This is a genomic window from Bartonella sp. A1379B, from assembly GCF_002022485.1.
GTDB classification, from domain to species: Bacteria; Pseudomonadota; Alphaproteobacteria; order Rhizobiales; family Rhizobiaceae; genus Bartonella; species Bartonella rochalimae.
Genome location: NZ_CP019780.1, coordinates 396,978 through 413,381, shown reverse-complemented (window position 1 = coordinate 413,381; position 16,404 = coordinate 396,978). Strand labels below are relative to the sequence as shown.

Genomic DNA, 16,404 nt, shown 5'->3' with positions numbered 1-16,404 from the left:
CAGTTTATAGGCTAAATCTTTAACTTAAATAAACATAACCTTTAGAATTCATACCACCATATAAAAAACGAAAGGCTCAATATTCTTTATAAATAATGAAGTAAAAGAGAGTTCATATTTCCCTGCATTATTTAGTCCGTAATTATTGAGTAACTTTGCAAAAATTAACCTGACCACCAGCCTTTTCAATCTTTTTACGAGCCATTTCAGAAGCCCCAGAAACATTAAATGTCATCTTAACTTTTAGCTCTCCATCAGAAAGAAGACGCACACCATCTTTTACCCGACTAATAATACCAGCTTCTTTTAATGTAACAACATCAACTGATTTCTCAATATCCAATTTACCCGCATCAACTGCTAACTGAATACGGCCTAATGAAACTTCATTGTAAGCTTTAGAAAATAAATTCTTAAATCCGCGCTTTGGTAAACGGCGATAAATAGGCATTTGCCCTCCTTCAAAACCATTAAGCGACACACCAGAACGTGACTTCTGACCTTTAACACCACAACCACCAGTTTTACCGGTTCCAGAACCAATACCACGCCCAATACGCTTATAGCTCTTTGTTGCGCCCTCACGATCACGTAATTCATTGAGCTTCATTTTATATACTCCTGCAACCTTTAATTTTTTTCTATAACGCGAACAAGATGCTTAACCTTAGCAATCATACCCCGCACACAAGGTGTATCTTCCAAAACACGACGACGATGCATTTTATTTAATCCAAGTCCCTTTAATGTTGCACATTGAACTCGCGGTTTTCGAATCGCACTTCTAATTTGTTCTACCGTCACAGTCTTGCTAATCTGAGATTTTTTTTGAATCATTTTTAATTCCCTTTTCGACAAGCCTAGACATTATTCTTCCGAATCAATCATATTTTGACGACGCGACTGCAATACTGAATACTTAATACCTCGCTGGGCCGCAATACTTTTAGGATGCACTTGGCGCTTTAACGCATCAAAGGTAGCACGTACCATATTATAGGGATTTGATGACCCTAATGATTTCGCAATAACATCCTGCATACCAAGTGTCTCAAAAATAGCACGCATTGGCCCGCCAGCGATAATACCAGTACCAGCAGAAGCTGCGCGTAACAAAACATAACCAGCACCATGACGACCTTCAACATCATGATGTAATGTACGTCCAGACCGCAGCGGTACATGAATCATTTCACGTTTTGCAGACTCTGTAGCCTTACGAACTGCCTCAGGCACTTCACGCGCTTTACCATGACCAAAACCAACACGCCCCTTTTGATCTCCAACAACAACAAGAGCAGCAAAACCAAAACGCCGACCACCCTTCACAACTTTAGAAACACGATTAATATGAACAAGCTTATCAACAAACTCACTATCACGTTCATCCCGATCACTACGCTCTTTTTGTGCCATTCCTCATTCCTTTTTTCTTTTCCGGAAGCACGCTAACAAAGTCCCAGCACGAAATCAAAGGAACTTGCATGAAATATCCTAAAGATCTCCTTACTAAACTTTCTAAGCTATACACTTTAAAAATTTAAACCACCCTCACGAGCAGCTTCAGCCAAAGCTTTTATTCTACCATGATAAACATATGGCCCACGATCAAAAACAACTTCATTAACACCAGCTTTTTTCGCACGCTCAGCAATTAACTTACCAACAACAAAAGCAGCTTCTTTATCAGAACCACTTTTTAAAGAGTTCTTTAAATTCTTTTCAAGAGTACACGCAGAAACAAGAGTATGTCCACGTGTATCATCAATAATTTGAGCATAAATATTCTGATTTGAGCGATAAACACTAAGCCGTAGACGACCATTATCAACCGCTTTAATTTGACGACGAACACGTTGGGCTCTACGTTGAACAATCCGCTTAGAAGAAACCATGTCATGAAATCCTTATTTCTTTTTACCTTCTTTACGAACAATATGCTCATCTGCATACTTCACACCTTTACCCTTATAAGGTTCAGGCGCACGATATTTGCGAATTTCTGCCGCTACTTGTCCAACCTTCTGTTTATCAATTCCGAAAACAACAATTTCTGTCGGCTTAGGAACTGTTATAGTAACGTCAGCTGGTACTTTATAAATGACATCATGAGAAAAACCTAATGATAACTGAATATCTTTACCCTGCAACGCAGCACGATAACCAACACCATTAATTTCCAGTTTCTTTTCAAAACCATCTTTTACACCACAAAAAATATTCCCAATCATTGAGCGTGACATACCCCACTTAGAACGAGCACCCTTTGATTGATCACGTGGCTCTACTAATACAACATTTTCCTCAAGCTTAACTAAAACCTCATCATTAACGACATAACTCAGCTCACCTTTCGGACCTTTTACCTTAACCAACTGGCCGTCAATGATAGCGGTAACTCCAGAAGGAACTGGAATGGGTTTTTTTCCAATACGAGACATTATTCTTAACCTGTTTTTCTTCCATTTTCTTTAAATTAATCAGAAAACACGACAGAGAAGCTCTCCACCAACATTTTGTTTACGCGCCTCATGATCCGCCATCACTCCGTTAGGAGTTGATAAAATTGAAATACCAAGACCATTCGCCACTGGAGGAATAGCTTTAGCAGAAACATAAACACGACGACCTGGCTTTGAAACACGCGAAATTTCACGAATAACGGCTGAACCTTCAAAATATTTTAGCTCAATTTCAATTGAAGATTTTCCATTACCTAAATCAACCTGATTATATCCACGAATATAACCTTCCAATTTCAGAGCATCAAGAACCCCTGCACGAAGTTTAGATGCAGGAGTAATGACCTTTCCTTTTTTACGACCAAGCGCATTCCGAATACGGGTTAACATATCACCAAGAGGATCTGACATAGACATCTAATAACCTCTCCCTACCAGCTAGACTTAACAATTCCAGGAATATACCCCAAAGACCCAAGATCACGCAATGCAATCCGTGACATCTTTAATTTACGATAATAAGCACGCGGACGACCCGAAATTTCACAACGGTTACGAATACGAACTTTTGCAGAATTACGAGGCAACTGTGCCAACTGAATAGAAGCTTTAAAGCGCTCTTCAAGCAAAACTTCCTGATTCATCACTATTGCTTTTAAACGCGCACGACGTGCAGCATAACGCTTCACCATCCTTTCACGACGTTTATTTTTTTCAACGGCACTCACTTTAGCCATAACTTCACCTCGCTATATTTGCCGTTACGAACGAAACGGAAAATTAAAAGCACGTAATAACTCACGCGCTTCATCATCCGTTTTCGCTGTCGTACAAACAATAATATCCATACCCCAAATCTGATCAACTTTATCGTAGTTAATTTCTGGAAACACAATATGCTCTTTAATACCCATAGCAAAATTGCCACGACTGTCAAAACTTTTTGGATTCAAACCACGAAAATCACGAACCCGTGGAAGCGCAATTGTAATAAGACGATCCAAAAACTCAAACATACGATCTTTACGTAGTGTTACCTTAGCTCCAAGAGGCATCCCTTCACGTACTTTAAAGGTCGCAATAGAATTACGTGCACGGGTAACAATAGCTTTTTGACCCGTTATCAATGCCAAATCTCCAGCTGCAATAGAGGGCTTTTTTGAATCAGCCGTCGCCTCACCGATCCCCATATTAATCACAATCTTATCAAGACGGGGTATTTGCATTTCATTTTTATAATTAAACTTTTCTTGAAGTATTTTACGAACCACTTCAAAATAATGCGCCTTCATACGCGGCTTTTGTTTTTCCTCAGCCATTAATTAATTCTCCTGAACGCTTGGCAAAGCGAACCTTATCACCATCCGCATTCAAACGAAAACCTACACGAGTAGGCTTACCATCTCTAGGATCAGAGAGTGCTAAATTAGATAAATGAATAGGAGCCTCCTTAGAAATAATTCCAGCTTCTTGCTTTTGCGTTTGACGTTGATGACGTTTAACCATATTAAGCCCAAGCACAAGAGCATTATTCTCCTTTGGATTCACCTTGATGACTTCACCTTTACATCCCTTATCCTTACCGGACAAGACAACCACTTTATCACCTTTTCGAATCTTTTGCATAATATCCACCCCTTATAATACTTCAGGAGCAAGAGAAATGATCTTCATATGGTTTTTACCACGAAGCTCACGGGGAACCGGCCCAAAAATACGTGTACCAATTGGTTCTTTCTTATTATCAACTAAAACAGCAGCATTCCTATCAAAACGAATTACACTACCATCCACGCGACGAATATCTTTGGCAGTACGAACCACTACAGCTTTCATCACATCTCCTTTTTTTACACGTCCACGAGGAATAGCGTCCTTAACCGAAACAACAATAATGTCGCCGACCAAAGCATACTTCCGCTTTGAACCGCCTAACACTTTGATGCACATGACACGACGTGCACCAGAATTATCTGCAACATCGAGGTTTGTTTGCATCTGAATCATGAATGGCCACCTTTTCTTAAACACCCATATCCGGATAAATATTTGATATACCTGAACTCACCCGCCAAATAACGATAAAGTTTTTATTTCAAAACCCACCAATGAATATAAACCAAAATTAAATTTTAAAACAACCCACCTAGTTAACTACGCTACACTATCTTTAACGACAATCCAACGCTTATCTTTCGAGATTGGCTTAGATTCCTGAATAAAAATCCGATCTCCAATTTTGAACTGATTATTCTCATCATGTGCTTTATATTTTTTAGATTGCCGAACCGTCTTTTGAAGCAACGGATGAGAATAGCGACGCTCCACCTTAACAACAACAGTTTTATCACTCTTGTCACTAACGACAACACCTTGCAAAATGCGTTTAGGCATATCTTACTTCCTTAAGCCTTGTTTTCGTTCATTTTCTGACGAAGAAATGTTTTAATACGTGCAATATTACGACGAACTTGTTTAACCCGTGTAGTCTTCTCTAACTGACCTGTTGCTTTCTGAAAACGCAAATTAAACTGTTCTTTTTTTAATTTAGCCAATTCATTTTTCATTTGCTCGAGCGTTTGCGCTCGTAATTCTGCAGCTTTCATTGCCTAACCTCTTTATTCAGAAATACGCTGTACGAAACGAGTCTTAACAGGAAGCTTTGCTGCACCTAACCTAAGTGCTTCACGCGCCACATCCTCAGAAACCCCATCAAGCTCAAACATAACACGCCCAGGTGCAACACGCACCGCCCAATAATCCACACTCCCCTTACCTTTACCCATACGAACTTCAGTTGGCTTAGACGTAACAGGAACATCCGGAAAAATACGAATCCATACACGACCAGAACGCTTCATATAACGTGTAATTGCACGACGCGCTGCCTCAATTTGACGGGCAGTAACACGCTCTGGCTCAATAGCTTTCAAACCATAAGCACCGAAATTCAAGCTTGTTCCTCCCTTTGAAGAACCATGAATACGCCCCTTAAATTGTTTACGGAACTTTGTGCGCTTTGGCTGCAACATTGCTCTCTACTCCAAATTTCTAACTCAACCACAAAATTAAACATTTTCGCGGCGACGATTCAATAAAGAACTCGAATGATCACCCTCTACAGCACGACGCTCCGAAGCCATTGGATCATGTTCAAGAATTTCACCCTTAAAAACCCAAACTTTAACACCACAAATACCATAGGCAGTTTTAGCTTCTGCTGTACCATAATCAACATCAGCTCGCAATGTATGAAGTGGAACACGACCTTCGCGATACCATTCCATACGAGCAATCTCAGCCCCTCCAAGACGACCAGAGCAATTAATACGAATCCCTTCAGCTCCAAAACGCATAGCAGACTGAACAGCACGCTTCATTGCACGTCGAAAAGCAACACGACGCTCAAGTTGCTGAGCAATAGACTGAGCAATAATTGTGGAATCAATTTCTGGTTTACGAATTTCAACAATATTCAGTGAAGTTTCAGCATCAGTCATTTCTGAAAGCTTGCGACGCAACTTCTCAATATCAGCACCTCTTTTACCAATGATTAAACCAGGGCGTGCTGAATGAATAGTTATACGACACTTTTTATGAGGACGCTCAATAACAACCTTAGAAATGGCAGCTTGCTTTAATTCCTCAATTACATACAAGCGAATTTTTACATCTTCATGAAGAAGACGCCCATATTCACCACTATCAGCATACCACCGTGAATCCCAGGTCCGATTAACTCCAAGACGAAGTCCTATTGGATTGATCTTCTGTCCCATTATGCAACCTCCCCTTTTTCTACAACTTCACGAACAATAATAGTGAGATGAGAAAATGGACGCTTCACTCGACTAGCTCGACCACGCCCTCGAACATGAAAACGCTTCATTACAATAGATTTACCAACATATGCTTCTGCAACAATCAAGGAATCAATATCAAGATTATGATTATTTTCCGCATTAGCAATTGCCGATTCAAGAGCACTTCGAACAGTACCAGCAATACGCTTACGCGAAAATGCCAAATCAGCCAATGCCATATTAACTTTTTTACCACGTATCATTTCAGCAACCAAATTAAGCTTCTGCGGACTTACACGAACTGTTCGGGCGACAGCTTTTGCTTCAATATCTTTAAGTTGGCGTGGAACCTTAGCTTTGCCCATTCCTACTTCCTCTTCGCTTTTTTATCTGCACCATGCCCATAATAGGTCCGGGTGGGAGCAAATTCACCAAATTTGTGCCCGACCATTTCTTCAGAAACAGAAACAGGAATATGTTTATTGCCGTTGTAAACACCAAAAGTCAAACCAACAAATTGTGGTAAAATAGTAGAACGGCGACTCCACATTTTAATTACCTCATTACGTCCACTAGCGCGAACTTTTTCTGCTTTCTTAAGAAGATAGCCGTCAACAAACGGACCTTTCCAAACTGAACGAACCACTTTAGACTACCTTTCCTATTTCTTACGCTGGTGACGAGAACGCATAATAAACTTGTCAGTGGCTCTATTAGAACGTGTACGCCTACCTTTCGTAGGCTTTCCCCAAGGAGACACTGGATGACGACCACCTGATGTGCGACCTTCACCACCACCATGCGGATGATCAACTGGATTCATAGCAACTCCACGAACATGTGGACGCTTACCACGCCAGCGTGACCGACCAGCTTTACCATCACTAATATTCCCATGATCAGGATTTGAAACAGCACCAACCGTTGCAAAACAATTACCTGAAACCAAACGTTGTTCACCAGAATTAAGACGAAGAATAGCCATCCCTTCATCTCGCCCAACCAATTGCACATAAGCCCCTGCTGAACGCGCAATCTGACCACCTTTTCCAGGCTTCATTTCAACGTTATGAACAATAGTACCAATAGGCATATTACTAAGAGGCATCGCATTGCCTAACTTAACATCAACATTTGAACCAGCAATAACAGAGTCACCAACATCAAGACGCTGCGGTGCAAGAATATAACTCAAGTGCCCATCTTCATAACGAATCAACGCAATAAAAGCCGTACGATTTGGATCGTATTCCAAACGCTCAACTTTTGCAAACATATCACGCTTGATACGCTTAAAATCAATAAGCCTATAACTACGCTTATGACCACCACCTTGAAAACGAGCAGTAATTCTGCCACGATTATTGCGACCACCTTTTGACGGCAAGCCCTCTGTTAATCTCTTTACAGGTTTACCTTTATAAAGATCAGAACGATCCACAATAACGAGCTGACGCTGTCCGGGCGTAGTCGAATTAAAATGCTTAAGTGCCATTCTTCTAACCTCTGAACCTTCTATAAGCCTGCTAAAAAGTCAATTGATTGATCTTTGACAAGCGTTACAATTGCTTTTTTAACATCACTTTGCCGACCAACAATACCTTTGAAACGCCTCATTTTGCCCTTACGAACTATTGTATTCACTGCCTTAACCTTTACACTAAAAAGTGCTTCAATAGCAGCTTTAATTTCAGATTTTGTTGCTTTCTGAGCAACCTTAAAAACAACTTGATTATACTCAGAAAGCATAGTCGACTTCTCAGTAACAACTGGACTTAAAATTACATCATAATAACGAAGATCCGTCATTTGAAACGCTCCTCAAGTGTCTCAACAGCCTCTTTTGACAAAACAAGCTTGCTGCGACGCAAAATATCATAAACGTTAATCCCCTGAACTGGTAAAACATCAATATTAGGAATATTAGATGCTGCACGAAAAAAATTCATATCAACTTCTTTTCCACCAATTAACAAAGCATTATTGAAACCAAGTTTAGAAAAATTCATATTCAGCATTTTTGTCTTTGCGTCTCGAATACTAAGCTCGTCAACGATAATCAAATTATCTGTTTTTAATTTGACCGATAAAGCTAAACGCAACCCAAGAGCACGAACCTTTTTAGGAAGGTTATGCGCATGACTCCGCATCACCGGACCATGTGCTTTACCACCACCTCGGAATTGCGGTACCCGAGCAGAAGAATGACGGGCACGTCCAGTTCCTTTTTGTTTAAACATTTTCGCCCCTGTTCGCGATACATCAGACCGCCCTTGTGACTGATGCGTACCTTTTTGACGACGTGCAAGCTGCCAACGAACAACACGTTGCAAAATATCCTCACGAGGAGTAAGACCAAAAATATTTTCAGAAACTTTCAATTTACCGGCTTCTTTACCATCAAGAGTTTTTATAACAAGGTCCATCATTCGGCTCCCTTAGATTCAGAAATTTCCGCCATTAAGGGAGTTGATCCCTTTTCCTCTTTAACAAGTCGGCGAATACCAGCAGGTTTTGGTGCATTATCAGGAAGACGCTTTTTTATAGCATCTCGCACTAAAATCCAAGACCCTTTAGAACCAGAAACAGAACCACGCACTAAAATCAAACCACGATCAACATCCGTAGAAACAACTTCAATATTTTGAGTTGTTACACGTGCTTGCCCCATATGACCAGCCATTTTTTTGCCTTTAAATACTTTTCCAGGATCTTGACATTGACCTGTTGAACCATGAGCACGATGTGTAATAGAATTACCATGGGAGGCACGATGCCCACCAAAATTATGCCGCTTCATAACACCGGCAAACCCTTTACCAATACTTACACCTGTTACATCAACCCTTTGACCTGGCACGAAATGTTCCACTGTAATTTCAGTACCAACATCAAGTAAATTATCAGGACTAACGCGAAATTCTGCTATTTTAGCCTTTGGCTCAACTACAGCTTTAGCAAAATGCCCACGAAGAGCTTTAGATGTATTTTTAATTTTAGCAAATCCTACACCTAATTGAACAGCAGTATAACCATTTTTTTTAACTGTACGTTGAGCAATAACCTGACATTTATCTAGACGAAGCACAGTTACTGGCACATGCTCACCAGCATCATTATAAATACGGGTCATACCTAACTTCTGTGCTATTACACCTGAACGCATTGGGGCAGTTCCTTCTGTCTTCAAACCTCAGAGCTTGATTTCAACATCTACACCAGCAGAAAGATCAAGCTTCATCAGCGCATCTACCGTTTGTGGTGTTGGATCAACAATATCAAGAAGACGTTTATGCGTACGCATTTCAAATTGTTCACGACTCTTCTTGTCAATGTGTGGGCCACGATTAACCGTAAACTTCTCAATCCGTGTTGGAAGCGGAATAGGACCACGGACATTAGCACCAGTACGCTTAGCGGTTGACACAATTTCACGCGTCGATGCATCAAGAATCCGATGATCAAATGCCTTTAAACGAATACGGATATTCTGGCCATTCATGCTCTTTATTTCCTTAACATATGAAATGTCCTCAACAATCAAAGACATTTCTCAATGATTATCTCACCTATTCAATAATTTTAGATACGATACCGGCCCCAACGGTGCGACCACCTTCTCGGATCGCAAAACGAAGCTTCTCTTCCATTGCGATTGGAACAATCAAAGAAACATCCATTGCAACATTATCACCCGGCATAACCATTTCCGTTCCTTCAGGAAGCGTAACTATACCTGTAACATCGGTCGTACGAAAATAAAATTGAGGACGATAGTTTGTGAAAAACGGTGTGTGACGTCCCCCCTCATCTTTCGTTAAAATATAAGCCTCAGCTTTAAATTTAGTATGAGGTGTAACAGAACCAGGTTTCGCCAATACTTGACCACGTTCAATCCCCTCACGATCAACTCCACGAAGCAAAGCGCCTATATTATCACCAGCCTGACCTTGATCTAAAAGTTTCCGAAACATTTCAACCCCGGTAACCGTCGTCTTAGATGTAGGACGAATTCCAATAATCTCTATCTCTTCACCAACTTTAATAATGCCACGCTCAACACGACCTGTAACAACCGTACCACGACCAGAAATAGAAAAAACATCCTCGATAGGCATCAAAAACGGCTGATCAACTGGACGCTCAGGGGTCGGTATATATTTATCAACTTCACTCATCAAAAGACGAACAGAATCTTCACCTATACTCTTATTTGAATCCTCAAGCGCAGCCAAAGCCGAACCCTTAACTATAGGAATATCATCTCCCGGAAAATCATATTTCGATAAAAGCTCACGAACTTCAAGCTCTACAAGCTCTAAAAGCTCGCTATCATCAACCTGATCAACTTTATTGAGAAAAACAACAATCGCTGGAACTCCAACCTGGCGGGCCAACAAAATATGCTCACGCGTTTGAGGCATAGGTCCATCTGCTGCAGAAACAACTAATATCGCACCATCCATTTGGGCCGCTCCTGTAATCATGTTCTTAACATAATCCGCATGACCAGGACAATCAACGTGAGCATAGTGACGGCTCTCCGTTTCATACTCAACGTGCGCAGTAGATATCGTTATACCACGTGCCCGCTCCTCAGGCGCCGCATCAATTTGGTCATACGCTTTAAATTCACCAAAATACTTCGTAATCGCTGCTGTCAATGAAGTCTTCCCATGATCAACATGACCAATCGTACCTATATTAACATGCGGCTTCGTACGTTCAAATTTGCTCTTTGCCATTTGAGCTCTCCATTTTCTGTTCAAATTATGAACTAAGTTTAAAATTAATATACGATTATAAATTACGTATATTGATTATGCATATTTTTTCTGAATCTCCTGTGCTACAGCTAAAGGAACAGGCTCATAATGATCAAATTGCATTGTATATTGAGCTCGCCCTTGACTCATCGACCGAAGTGTATTCACATAACCAAACATATTCGCCAAAGGAACCATTGCATTCACAACTGTCGCAATACCACGAGCTTCCGTACCTGAAATTTGACCTCGACGAGAATTTAAATCACCAATCACATCACCAACATAATCTTCTGGCGTCACAACCTCTACCTTCATAATTGGCTCAAGAAGCTGAGCACCAGCCTTTTGCGCCCCTTCCCGAAATGCTGCACGCGCAGCAATCTCAAAAGCTAAAACAGAAGAATCAACATCATGATAGCCACCATCAATCAAAGTAGCTTTTACACCAAGCATAGGAAATCCTGCAAGAGGGCCTGACCCCATAACACTTTCAATACCTTTTTGAACACCTGGGATATATTCTTTAGGAACGGCACCACCAACAATCTTTGACTCAAAAACGAAGTCATCACCATCATGAGGCTCAAAAATAATTTTTACACGAGCAAATTGTCCAGCACCACCAGATTGCTTCTTATGGGTATAATCAATTTCAGCAACTTTTGTTATTGATTCACGATAAGCTACTTGAGGCTGCCCAACATTAGCTTCAACCTTAAATTCACGCCGCATACGGTCAACAATGATATCAAGATGAAGCTCACCCATTCCAGCAATAATTGTCTGACCAGATTCTTCATCCGATTTAACACGAAATGAAGGATCTTCTGCAGCCAAACGACTAAGAGCAAGCCCCATTTTCTCTTGATCTGCCTTTGTTTTCGGCTCAATAGCAATCTCAATAACAGGTTCAGGAAATTCCATCCGCTCCAAAATAACAGGCTTCAAAGGATCACAAAGAGTATCACCTGTTGTTGTCTCCTTAAGACCAGCAAGAGCAACAATATCACCAGCAAATGCTTCTTCAATATCCTCACGAGAATTAGAATGCATCTGAAGCATACGCCCCAAACGCTCTCTCTTTCCCTTCACAGTATTCTCAAGAGAAATACCTTTTTGGATTTTGCCAGAATAAATACGACAAAAAGTCAAAGACCCAACAAATGGATCATTCATAATTTTGAAAGCAAGCATAGAAAGCGGAGCTTCATCTGAAGATTCACGCGTTGTTTCAGATTCAGTCTTAACATCAACACCACTAATAGCGGGAACATCAACAGGAGAAGGAAGATAAGAAACAACAGCATCTAAAAGCGGTTGAACACCTTTATTTTTAAAAGCTGTACCACAAAGAACCGGATGAAACTGAACCTCCACTGTTCCTTTACGAATAAGAGCCACAAGCTGTTCATTGGTTGGCATAACCCCTTCCAAATAAGCTTCTGTCGCAGCCTCATCGACTTCAACAGCCATCTCGACCAATTTTTCTCGATATTCCTCTGCCTTCTCCTTTAACTCAGCAGGTATCTCACCTACTACGGCCGAAGCTCCAATGGAACCATCCCATGTCAATGCCTTCATCTCAACAAGATCAACAACACCTTCAAAATCATTTTCAGCACCAATCGGTAACTGCAAGACAAGAGCCTTAGCTCCCAATCGAGAAGCAACCATTTCTACACTACGATAGAAATCAGCCCCAATCTTATCCATTTTATTAACAAATACCATACGGGGCACACGGTACTTCTCAGCCTGCCTCCAAACAGTCTCCGTCTGAGGCTCCACACCTGCATTCGCATCCAACAACGCTATCGCACCATCAAGAACACGCAAAGAACGCTCAACCTCAATTGTAAAATCAACGTGACCAGGCGTATCAATGATATTAAAGCGTCGTTTTCGACCATCACGACCTTCCCAAAAAGTCGTCGTAGCAGCAGATGTAATTGTAATACCACGCTCTTGCTCTTGCTCCATCCAATCCATTGTAGAAGCACCATCATGCGTTTCACCAATCTTGTGATTCTTACCAGTGTAGAATAAAATACGCTCAGTCATCGTGGTTTTACCGGCGTCAATATGCGCCATAATACCAAAATTACGATAATCCTCAATTTTATATTCGCGAGCCATTCTTTTTGCCTTAGATCTTTTCTAAACACACCTACCAGCGATAATGAGAAAATGCACGATTAGCCTCAGCCATACGATGAACATCTTCTCGCTTTTTCACTGCAGAACCACGATTATTAGCAGCATCAACCAACTCACCAGAAAGGCGACCAACCATTGTTGTTTCATTCCGCCCACGCGCCGCTGCAATTAACCAACGAATAGCTAAAGCCTGCCGACGATCAGGACGAACATCAATTGGAACTTGATAAGTTGCACCCCCAACACGACGTGACCGAACCTCAACATGTGGAGCTACATTTTCTAACGCTTGATGAAACAGAGCCACAGGATCTGTCTTAACTTTATTCTCAACCAAATCAAGAGCGCCATAAACAATACGCTCAGCCACTGACTTTTTACCATCAAACATAATGGCATTCATAAATTTTGTAATAACCAAATCACCAAATTTAGGATCTGGATTAATTTCACGTTTCTCTGCTCTATGACGACGGGACATTGGCTTTGTCTCTCAAAATATTTATTTCGGACGCTTTGCGCCATATTTAGAACGACGCTGTTTACGATTTTTAACACCCTGCGTATCAAGCAATCCACGAACAATGTGATACCGAACCCCCGGTAAATCCTTTACACGACCACCACGAATCATTACAACAGAGTGCTCTTGAAGATTATGCCCTTCTCCAGGAATATAACCAATCACTTCAAATCCATTTGTCAAACGAACTTTAGCAACTTTACGAAGAGCAGAATTTGGCTTCTTCGGTGTCGTTGTATATACACGAGTACAAACACCACGCTTTTGCGGATTTGCCTGAAGAGCAGGAACCTTATTGCGTTTAACTGGCACTACACGTGGCTTTCTAATCAACTGATTTACGGTAGGCATGCAACCTTCCTTTTTAACAATCTGCGTTCGTCATTCCCACTTGGGCTTCTATTATCTATTCCGATAATATTCAGAATAAATATATATTCATAATACAAAATCGGGCATGACTGCATAAACAGCTTACCCGACTACTAGCATAGGAGGTTACAACCTCTTGCATTAGCATTTGTTTTTAGATCTTACAAACTTCTCTTAAGATGAACTAGATCATCTTAAATCTCAATGCGCTTTCGTACTGAACATGATAGTTTTTAATAGCGAGAACATACACATTCGTCAAGTACTAAACATCAGAAAAGTTTCTAAAAGTAAAAATTCAAAAAACAAAAAAAGCTAATACACAAAATAACAAACTCATAAAATAAAAATAGCCCAATATATTGGGGGTAATTACGTAATATTTAACAGAACAACTTGCTAATTACAATTCTGATACTTAAAACTAACAGTATGAAAATAGCAACGTGGAATATAGCCGGTATAAAAGCAAGACATGAAACATTATGTAAATGGCTAAAACAGAATCAACCTGATGTAGTTTGCTTACAAGAAATTAAAAGTGTTGATGAAAATTTCCCACGCGATACAATTGAAAATTTAGGTTATCATATAGAAACGCATGGACAAAAAAGCTTCAATGGTGTTGCAATTCTTTCTAAAACAGTACCTGATGAAGTTATTCTTCGATTACCAGGTAATAATAATGATATGCAAGCACGTTATATTGAAACTGTTTATTCAACAAATACAGGAAGCATTCGTGTTGCTTCTCTCTATCTTCCAAATGGCAATCCCATCAATAGTGAAAAATACTTGTATAAAATAGAATGGATGAAAAGATTGTACACACATGCAAAATTATTACTTGCATATGAAGAACCTCTAATCCTTGCCGGTGATTATAATGTTATTCCAACCCCATTAGATGCAAAAAATCCCCAAGAATGGAGTAACGATGCTTTATTCCTTCCACAAATAAGACAAATATTTCAATGTATTACTCATTTGGGTTTTTATGACGCTATCCGAAATGTAACAGATGCTCCATCATTCAGTTTTTGGGATTTTCAAGCTAACGCATGGAAAAAAAATAATGGTATACGCATTGATCATTTATTATTATCACCAGAAGCTGCAGATCAGCTGATTTGTGCCTATAGCCAAACAGAGGCAAGGGGATATCAAAAACCATCAGATCACGTTCCCATTTGGATCGAGCTCAACTGCAATTAATTAAGATATGATAAGATATATAAAAAAAATCCCACCTAAAACAATAAATATGCTACATCATACATTGAAATATATCCTGAATACAGCAAACAATAATAAAAAATTATATAAAAACGGAGGAAATAATGAGAAAATCATTTGTAATATTTATTGCAGCAATTTTTATGGGATTAACAAACATTGCTCACGCTACAAACGATACACTGGAGAAGATTAAAAGAACGGGAGAAATCACTTTAGGTGTTCGCGAATCATCAGGTTTGGCCTACGCACTTGGTAACGGTAAGTATACAGGCTTCCATACTGAAATGGCAGAACGTATTATTAATGATATCTCAAAAAAAATTGGTCAACCAATCAAAGTTAATTATCAGCCCATTACATCACAAAACCGAATTCCTTTGCTGAAAAACGGTACTTATGATTTTGAATGTGGATCAACAACAAATGATTCTGCTCGCAGTAAAGAAGCTGCTTTTGCATACACAACCTATGTTGAATCAGTTAAAATCGTTGTAAAGAAAAATTCTGGCATTCAATCTATTGATGATTTAAATGGTAAAAAAGTCGCAACAACTACTGGTACAACAGCTGTGCAGCTTATCCGTAAAAATAAACGTCAAAAAAATATTCATTTTGAAGTTGTGAACGGTAAAGATCACGGAGATAGCTTCTTATCACTAGAATCTGGTCGAGCTGACGCATTTGTTATGGATACATCAATTCTCTCTGCGCATATTGCTAAATCAAAAAATCCATCCGATTATATAATTCTTGACACTACACTTTCTGTTGAACCTATCGCTTGTATGCTCCGACTAAATGACAAAAACTTTGAACAAACCATTAACGATAGTATCGTACGCCAAATCAATGATGGATCACTAGAAAAACTTTATAATAAATGGTTCATGGAACCAATCCCTCCTACAAATACTATCATTAATCTTCCTCTCTCTAAAGAAACCCAATATGCTTGGGAGCACCCAAATAATAAGCCACGGGAAGCCTATATAGAAAATAATCTATAAAATCATTATAAGAGAATGACTATACTCTTTATAAATTAGGTATAGTCATATTCTAAATTTTTCAATACACTT

27 protein-coding genes are annotated in these 16,404 nt (G+C 39.8%); 2 read left to right on the top strand and 25 right to left on the bottom strand.

The genetic code is table 11. The features are described from left to right. Positions 1 to 142: 142 nt before the first annotated feature. The 25 genes from rplO to rpsL form a co-directional block, all read right to left on the bottom strand. Complete coding sequence (rplO, locus tag BA1379B_RS01725; protein WP_078673672.1) at positions 143 to 610, bottom strand: 50S ribosomal protein L15; 468 nt, start codon at positions 608 to 610, stop codon at positions 143 to 145. Positions 611 to 630: 20 nt separating this feature from the next. Continuing rightward, positions 631 to 837 (bottom strand): 50S ribosomal protein L30, encoded by a 207-nt coding sequence (gene rpmD / locus BA1379B_RS01720; protein ID WP_078673671.1) that lies wholly within the window; start codon positions 835 to 837, stop codon positions 631 to 633. Positions 838 to 867: 30 nt separating this feature from the next. After that, positions 868 to 1,416 carry a 30S ribosomal protein S5 gene (rpsE, locus tag BA1379B_RS01715; protein WP_035006058.1) on the bottom strand — a complete coding sequence of 183 codons (549 nt, stop codon included), beginning with the start codon at positions 1,414 to 1,416 and terminating at the stop codon, positions 868 to 870. A gap of 116 nt (positions 1,417 to 1,532) precedes the next feature. Further along, positions 1,533 to 1,895 carry a 50S ribosomal protein L18 gene (gene rplR / locus BA1379B_RS01710; RefSeq protein ID WP_035006059.1) on the bottom strand — a complete coding sequence of 121 codons (363 nt, stop codon included), beginning with the start codon at positions 1,893 to 1,895 and terminating at the stop codon, positions 1,533 to 1,535. A gap of 12 nt (positions 1,896 to 1,907) precedes the next feature. Beyond that, positions 1,908 to 2,441 (bottom strand): 50S ribosomal protein L6, encoded by a 534-nt coding sequence (rplF, locus tag BA1379B_RS01705; RefSeq protein WP_035006061.1) that lies wholly within the window; start codon positions 2,439 to 2,441, stop codon positions 1,908 to 1,910. Positions 2,442 to 2,480: 39 nt separating this feature from the next. After that, complete coding sequence (gene rpsH, locus BA1379B_RS01700) at positions 2,481 to 2,879, bottom strand: 30S ribosomal protein S8 (RefSeq protein ID WP_035006063.1); 399 nt, start codon at positions 2,877 to 2,879, stop codon at positions 2,481 to 2,483. A gap of 14 nt (positions 2,880 to 2,893) precedes the next feature. Beyond that, positions 2,894 to 3,199, bottom strand: a complete 306-nt coding sequence (gene rpsN / locus BA1379B_RS01695; RefSeq protein ID WP_035006064.1) for a 30S ribosomal protein S14 — start codon at positions 3,197 to 3,199, stop codon at positions 2,894 to 2,896. A 24-nt stretch (positions 3,200 to 3,223) separates the two neighbouring features. Continuing rightward, positions 3,224 to 3,781, bottom strand: coding sequence for a 50S ribosomal protein L5 (gene rplE, locus BA1379B_RS01690; protein ID WP_078673670.1), 558 nt, complete (start codon positions 3,779 to 3,781; stop codon positions 3,224 to 3,226). Further along, positions 3,774 to 4,088, bottom strand: coding sequence for a 50S ribosomal protein L24 (rplX, locus tag BA1379B_RS01685; RefSeq protein ID WP_035006067.1), 315 nt, complete (start codon positions 4,086 to 4,088; stop codon positions 3,774 to 3,776). The genes rplE and rplX overlap by 8 nt, the downstream gene beginning before the upstream one ends. A gap of 12 nt (positions 4,089 to 4,100) precedes the next feature. Then, entirely contained in the window at positions 4,101 to 4,469 is a 369-nt protein-coding gene (gene rplN, locus BA1379B_RS01680) for a 50S ribosomal protein L14 (protein WP_013545242.1), read from the bottom strand. A gap of 147 nt (positions 4,470 to 4,616) precedes the next feature. After that, positions 4,617 to 4,856, bottom strand: coding sequence for a 30S ribosomal protein S17 (gene rpsQ / locus BA1379B_RS01675; protein WP_035006070.1), 240 nt, complete (start codon positions 4,854 to 4,856; stop codon positions 4,617 to 4,619). Between the two features lie 11 nt (positions 4,857 to 4,867). Further along, the gene (gene rpmC, locus BA1379B_RS01670) at positions 4,868 to 5,068 is read right to left on the bottom strand and encodes a 50S ribosomal protein L29 (protein ID WP_035006072.1); all 201 of its coding nucleotides are present in this window, start codon (positions 5,066 to 5,068) and stop codon (positions 4,868 to 4,870) included. A 12-nt stretch (positions 5,069 to 5,080) separates the two neighbouring features. Beyond that, positions 5,081 to 5,494 (bottom strand): 50S ribosomal protein L16, encoded by a 414-nt coding sequence (gene rplP, locus BA1379B_RS01665; RefSeq protein ID WP_078673669.1) that lies wholly within the window; start codon positions 5,492 to 5,494, stop codon positions 5,081 to 5,083. Positions 5,495 to 5,530: 36 nt separating this feature from the next. Further along, positions 5,531 to 6,241 (bottom strand): 30S ribosomal protein S3, encoded by a 711-nt coding sequence (rpsC, locus tag BA1379B_RS01660; RefSeq protein ID WP_078673668.1) that lies wholly within the window; start codon positions 6,239 to 6,241, stop codon positions 5,531 to 5,533. Continuing rightward, positions 6,241 to 6,630: a 50S ribosomal protein L22 gene (gene rplV, locus BA1379B_RS01655; RefSeq protein ID WP_035006076.1), complete on the bottom strand. Its 390-nt coding sequence runs from the start codon at positions 6,628 to 6,630 to the stop codon at positions 6,241 to 6,243. Before rplV ends, rpsC begins: the two co-directional genes overlap by 1 nt. Positions 6,631 to 6,632: 2 nt before the next feature. Beyond that, positions 6,633 to 6,911, bottom strand: a complete 279-nt coding sequence (rpsS, locus tag BA1379B_RS01650) for a 30S ribosomal protein S19 (protein ID WP_035006078.1) — start codon at positions 6,909 to 6,911, stop codon at positions 6,633 to 6,635. Between the two features lie 15 nt (positions 6,912 to 6,926). Continuing rightward, entirely contained in the window at positions 6,927 to 7,760 is an 834-nt protein-coding gene (rplB, locus tag BA1379B_RS01645; RefSeq protein ID WP_078673667.1) for a 50S ribosomal protein L2, read from the bottom strand. 20 nt (positions 7,761 to 7,780) lie between these two features. Continuing rightward, positions 7,781 to 8,074: a 50S ribosomal protein L23 gene (locus tag BA1379B_RS01640; RefSeq protein ID WP_078673666.1), complete on the bottom strand. Its 294-nt coding sequence runs from the start codon at positions 8,072 to 8,074 to the stop codon at positions 7,781 to 7,783. Then, on the bottom strand, positions 8,071 to 8,691 hold the full coding sequence (rplD, locus tag BA1379B_RS01635; RefSeq protein WP_078673665.1) for a 50S ribosomal protein L4: 621 nt from the start codon (positions 8,689 to 8,691) through the stop codon (positions 8,071 to 8,073). Before rplD ends, BA1379B_RS01640 begins: the two co-directional genes overlap by 4 nt. Next, the gene (gene rplC, locus BA1379B_RS01630; RefSeq protein ID WP_035006084.1) at positions 8,691 to 9,431 is read right to left on the bottom strand and encodes a 50S ribosomal protein L3; all 741 of its coding nucleotides are present in this window, start codon (positions 9,429 to 9,431) and stop codon (positions 8,691 to 8,693) included. The genes rplD and rplC overlap by 1 nt, the downstream gene beginning before the upstream one ends. A 27-nt stretch (positions 9,432 to 9,458) precedes the next feature. Continuing rightward, positions 9,459 to 9,767, bottom strand: coding sequence for a 30S ribosomal protein S10 (gene rpsJ / locus BA1379B_RS01625; protein WP_007477064.1), 309 nt, complete (start codon positions 9,765 to 9,767; stop codon positions 9,459 to 9,461). A 67-nt stretch (positions 9,768 to 9,834) separates the two neighbouring features. Then, positions 9,835 to 11,010 (bottom strand): elongation factor Tu, encoded by a 1,176-nt coding sequence (tuf, locus tag BA1379B_RS01620; RefSeq protein ID WP_035006025.1) that lies wholly within the window; start codon positions 11,008 to 11,010, stop codon positions 9,835 to 9,837. Positions 11,011 to 11,085: 75 nt separating this feature from the next. Further along, positions 11,086 to 13,170 (bottom strand): elongation factor G, encoded by a 2,085-nt coding sequence (gene fusA, locus BA1379B_RS01615; protein WP_078673664.1) that lies wholly within the window; start codon positions 13,168 to 13,170, stop codon positions 11,086 to 11,088. Between the two features lie 31 nt (positions 13,171 to 13,201). Then, positions 13,202 to 13,672: a 30S ribosomal protein S7 gene (gene rpsG / locus BA1379B_RS01610; RefSeq protein ID WP_035006087.1), complete on the bottom strand. Its 471-nt coding sequence runs from the start codon at positions 13,670 to 13,672 to the stop codon at positions 13,202 to 13,204. A gap of 21 nt (positions 13,673 to 13,693) precedes the next feature. Further along, on the bottom strand, positions 13,694 to 14,065 hold the full coding sequence (rpsL, locus tag BA1379B_RS01605) for a 30S ribosomal protein S12 (protein WP_035006089.1): 372 nt from the start codon (positions 14,063 to 14,065) through the stop codon (positions 13,694 to 13,696). Between the two features lie 453 nt (positions 14,066 to 14,518). Here rpsL and xth point away from each other — a divergent pair, with 453 nt between their 5' ends. Together xth and BA1379B_RS01595 are read left to right on the top strand one after the other, a co-directional pair. Beyond that, entirely contained in the window at positions 14,519 to 15,301 is a 783-nt protein-coding gene (gene xth / locus BA1379B_RS01600; RefSeq protein WP_078673663.1) for an exodeoxyribonuclease III, read from the top strand. 125 nt (positions 15,302 to 15,426) lie between these two features. After that, positions 15,427 to 16,332 (top strand): transporter substrate-binding domain-containing protein, encoded by a 906-nt coding sequence (locus BA1379B_RS01595; RefSeq protein WP_078673662.1) that lies wholly within the window; start codon positions 15,427 to 15,429, stop codon positions 16,330 to 16,332. Positions 16,333 to 16,404 lie beyond the last annotated feature (72 nt).

Excerpts from the sequence above, each read along its gene's own strand:
- rplO (WP_078673672.1), bottom strand. The coding sequence starts at position 610 with ATGAAGCTCAATGAATTACGTGATCGTGAGGGCGCAACAAAGAGCTAT.
- rpmD (WP_078673671.1), bottom strand. The coding sequence starts at position 837 with ATGATTCAAAAAAAATCTCAGATTAGCAAGACTGTGACGGTAGAACAA.
- rpsE (WP_035006058.1), bottom strand. The coding sequence starts at position 1,416 with ATGGCACAAAAAGAGCGTAGTGATCGGGATGAACGTGATAGTGAGTTT.
- rplR (WP_035006059.1), bottom strand. The coding sequence starts at position 1,895 with ATGGTTTCTTCTAAGCGGATTGTTCAACGTAGAGCCCAACGTGTTCGT.
- rplF (WP_035006061.1), bottom strand. The coding sequence starts at position 2,441 with ATGTCTCGTATTGGAAAAAAACCCATTCCAGTTCCTTCTGGAGTTACC.
- rpsH (WP_035006063.1), bottom strand. The coding sequence starts at position 2,879 with ATGTCTATGTCAGATCCTCTTGGTGATATGTTAACCCGTATTCGGAAT.
- rpsN (WP_035006064.1), bottom strand. The coding sequence starts at position 3,199 with ATGGCTAAAGTGAGTGCCGTTGAAAAAAATAAACGTCGTGAAAGGATG.
- rplE (WP_078673670.1), bottom strand. The coding sequence starts at position 3,781 with ATGGCTGAGGAAAAACAAAAGCCGCGTATGAAGGCGCATTATTTTGAA.
- rplX (WP_035006067.1), bottom strand. The coding sequence starts at position 4,088 with ATGCAAAAGATTCGAAAAGGTGATAAAGTGGTTGTCTTGTCCGGTAAG.
- rplN (WP_013545242.1), bottom strand. The coding sequence starts at position 4,469 with ATGATTCAGATGCAAACAAACCTCGATGTTGCAGATAATTCTGGTGCA.
- rpsQ (WP_035006070.1), bottom strand. The coding sequence starts at position 4,856 with ATGCCTAAACGCATTTTGCAAGGTGTTGTCGTTAGTGACAAGAGTGAT.
- rpmC (WP_035006072.1), bottom strand. The coding sequence starts at position 5,068 with ATGAAAGCTGCAGAATTACGAGCGCAAACGCTCGAGCAAATGAAAAAT.
- rplP (WP_078673669.1), bottom strand. The coding sequence starts at position 5,494 with ATGTTGCAGCCAAAGCGCACAAAGTTCCGTAAACAATTTAAGGGGCGT.
- rpsC (WP_078673668.1), bottom strand. The coding sequence starts at position 6,241 with ATGGGACAGAAGATCAATCCAATAGGACTTCGTCTTGGAGTTAATCGG.
- rplV (WP_035006076.1), bottom strand. The coding sequence starts at position 6,630 with ATGGGCAAAGCTAAGGTTCCACGCCAACTTAAAGATATTGAAGCAAAA.
- rplB (WP_078673667.1), bottom strand. The coding sequence starts at position 7,760 with ATGGCACTTAAGCATTTTAATTCGACTACGCCCGGACAGCGTCAGCTC.
- BA1379B_RS01640 (WP_078673666.1), bottom strand. The coding sequence starts at position 8,074 with ATGACGGATCTTCGTTATTATGATGTAATTTTAAGTCCAGTTGTTACT.
- rplD (WP_078673665.1), bottom strand. The coding sequence starts at position 8,691 with ATGGACCTTGTTATAAAAACTCTTGATGGTAAAGAAGCCGGTAAATTG.
- rplC (WP_035006084.1), bottom strand. The coding sequence starts at position 9,431 with ATGCGTTCAGGTGTAATAGCACAGAAGTTAGGTATGACCCGTATTTAT.
- rpsJ (WP_007477064.1), bottom strand. The coding sequence starts at position 9,767 with ATGAATGGCCAGAATATCCGTATTCGTTTAAAGGCATTTGATCATCGG.
- tuf (WP_035006025.1), bottom strand. The coding sequence starts at position 11,010 with ATGGCAAAGAGCAAATTTGAACGTACGAAGCCGCATGTTAATATAGGT.
- fusA (WP_078673664.1), bottom strand. The coding sequence starts at position 13,170 with ATGGCTCGCGAATATAAAATTGAGGATTATCGTAATTTTGGTATTATG.
- rpsG (WP_035006087.1), bottom strand. The coding sequence starts at position 13,672 with ATGTCCCGTCGTCATAGAGCAGAGAAACGTGAAATTAATCCAGATCCT.
- rpsL (WP_035006089.1), bottom strand. The coding sequence starts at position 14,065 with ATGCCTACCGTAAATCAGTTGATTAGAAAGCCACGTGTAGTGCCAGTT.
- xth (WP_078673663.1), top strand. The coding sequence starts at position 14,519 with ATGAAAATAGCAACGTGGAATATAGCCGGTATAAAAGCAAGACATGAA.
- BA1379B_RS01595 (WP_078673662.1), top strand. The coding sequence starts at position 15,427 with ATGAGAAAATCATTTGTAATATTTATTGCAGCAATTTTTATGGGATTA.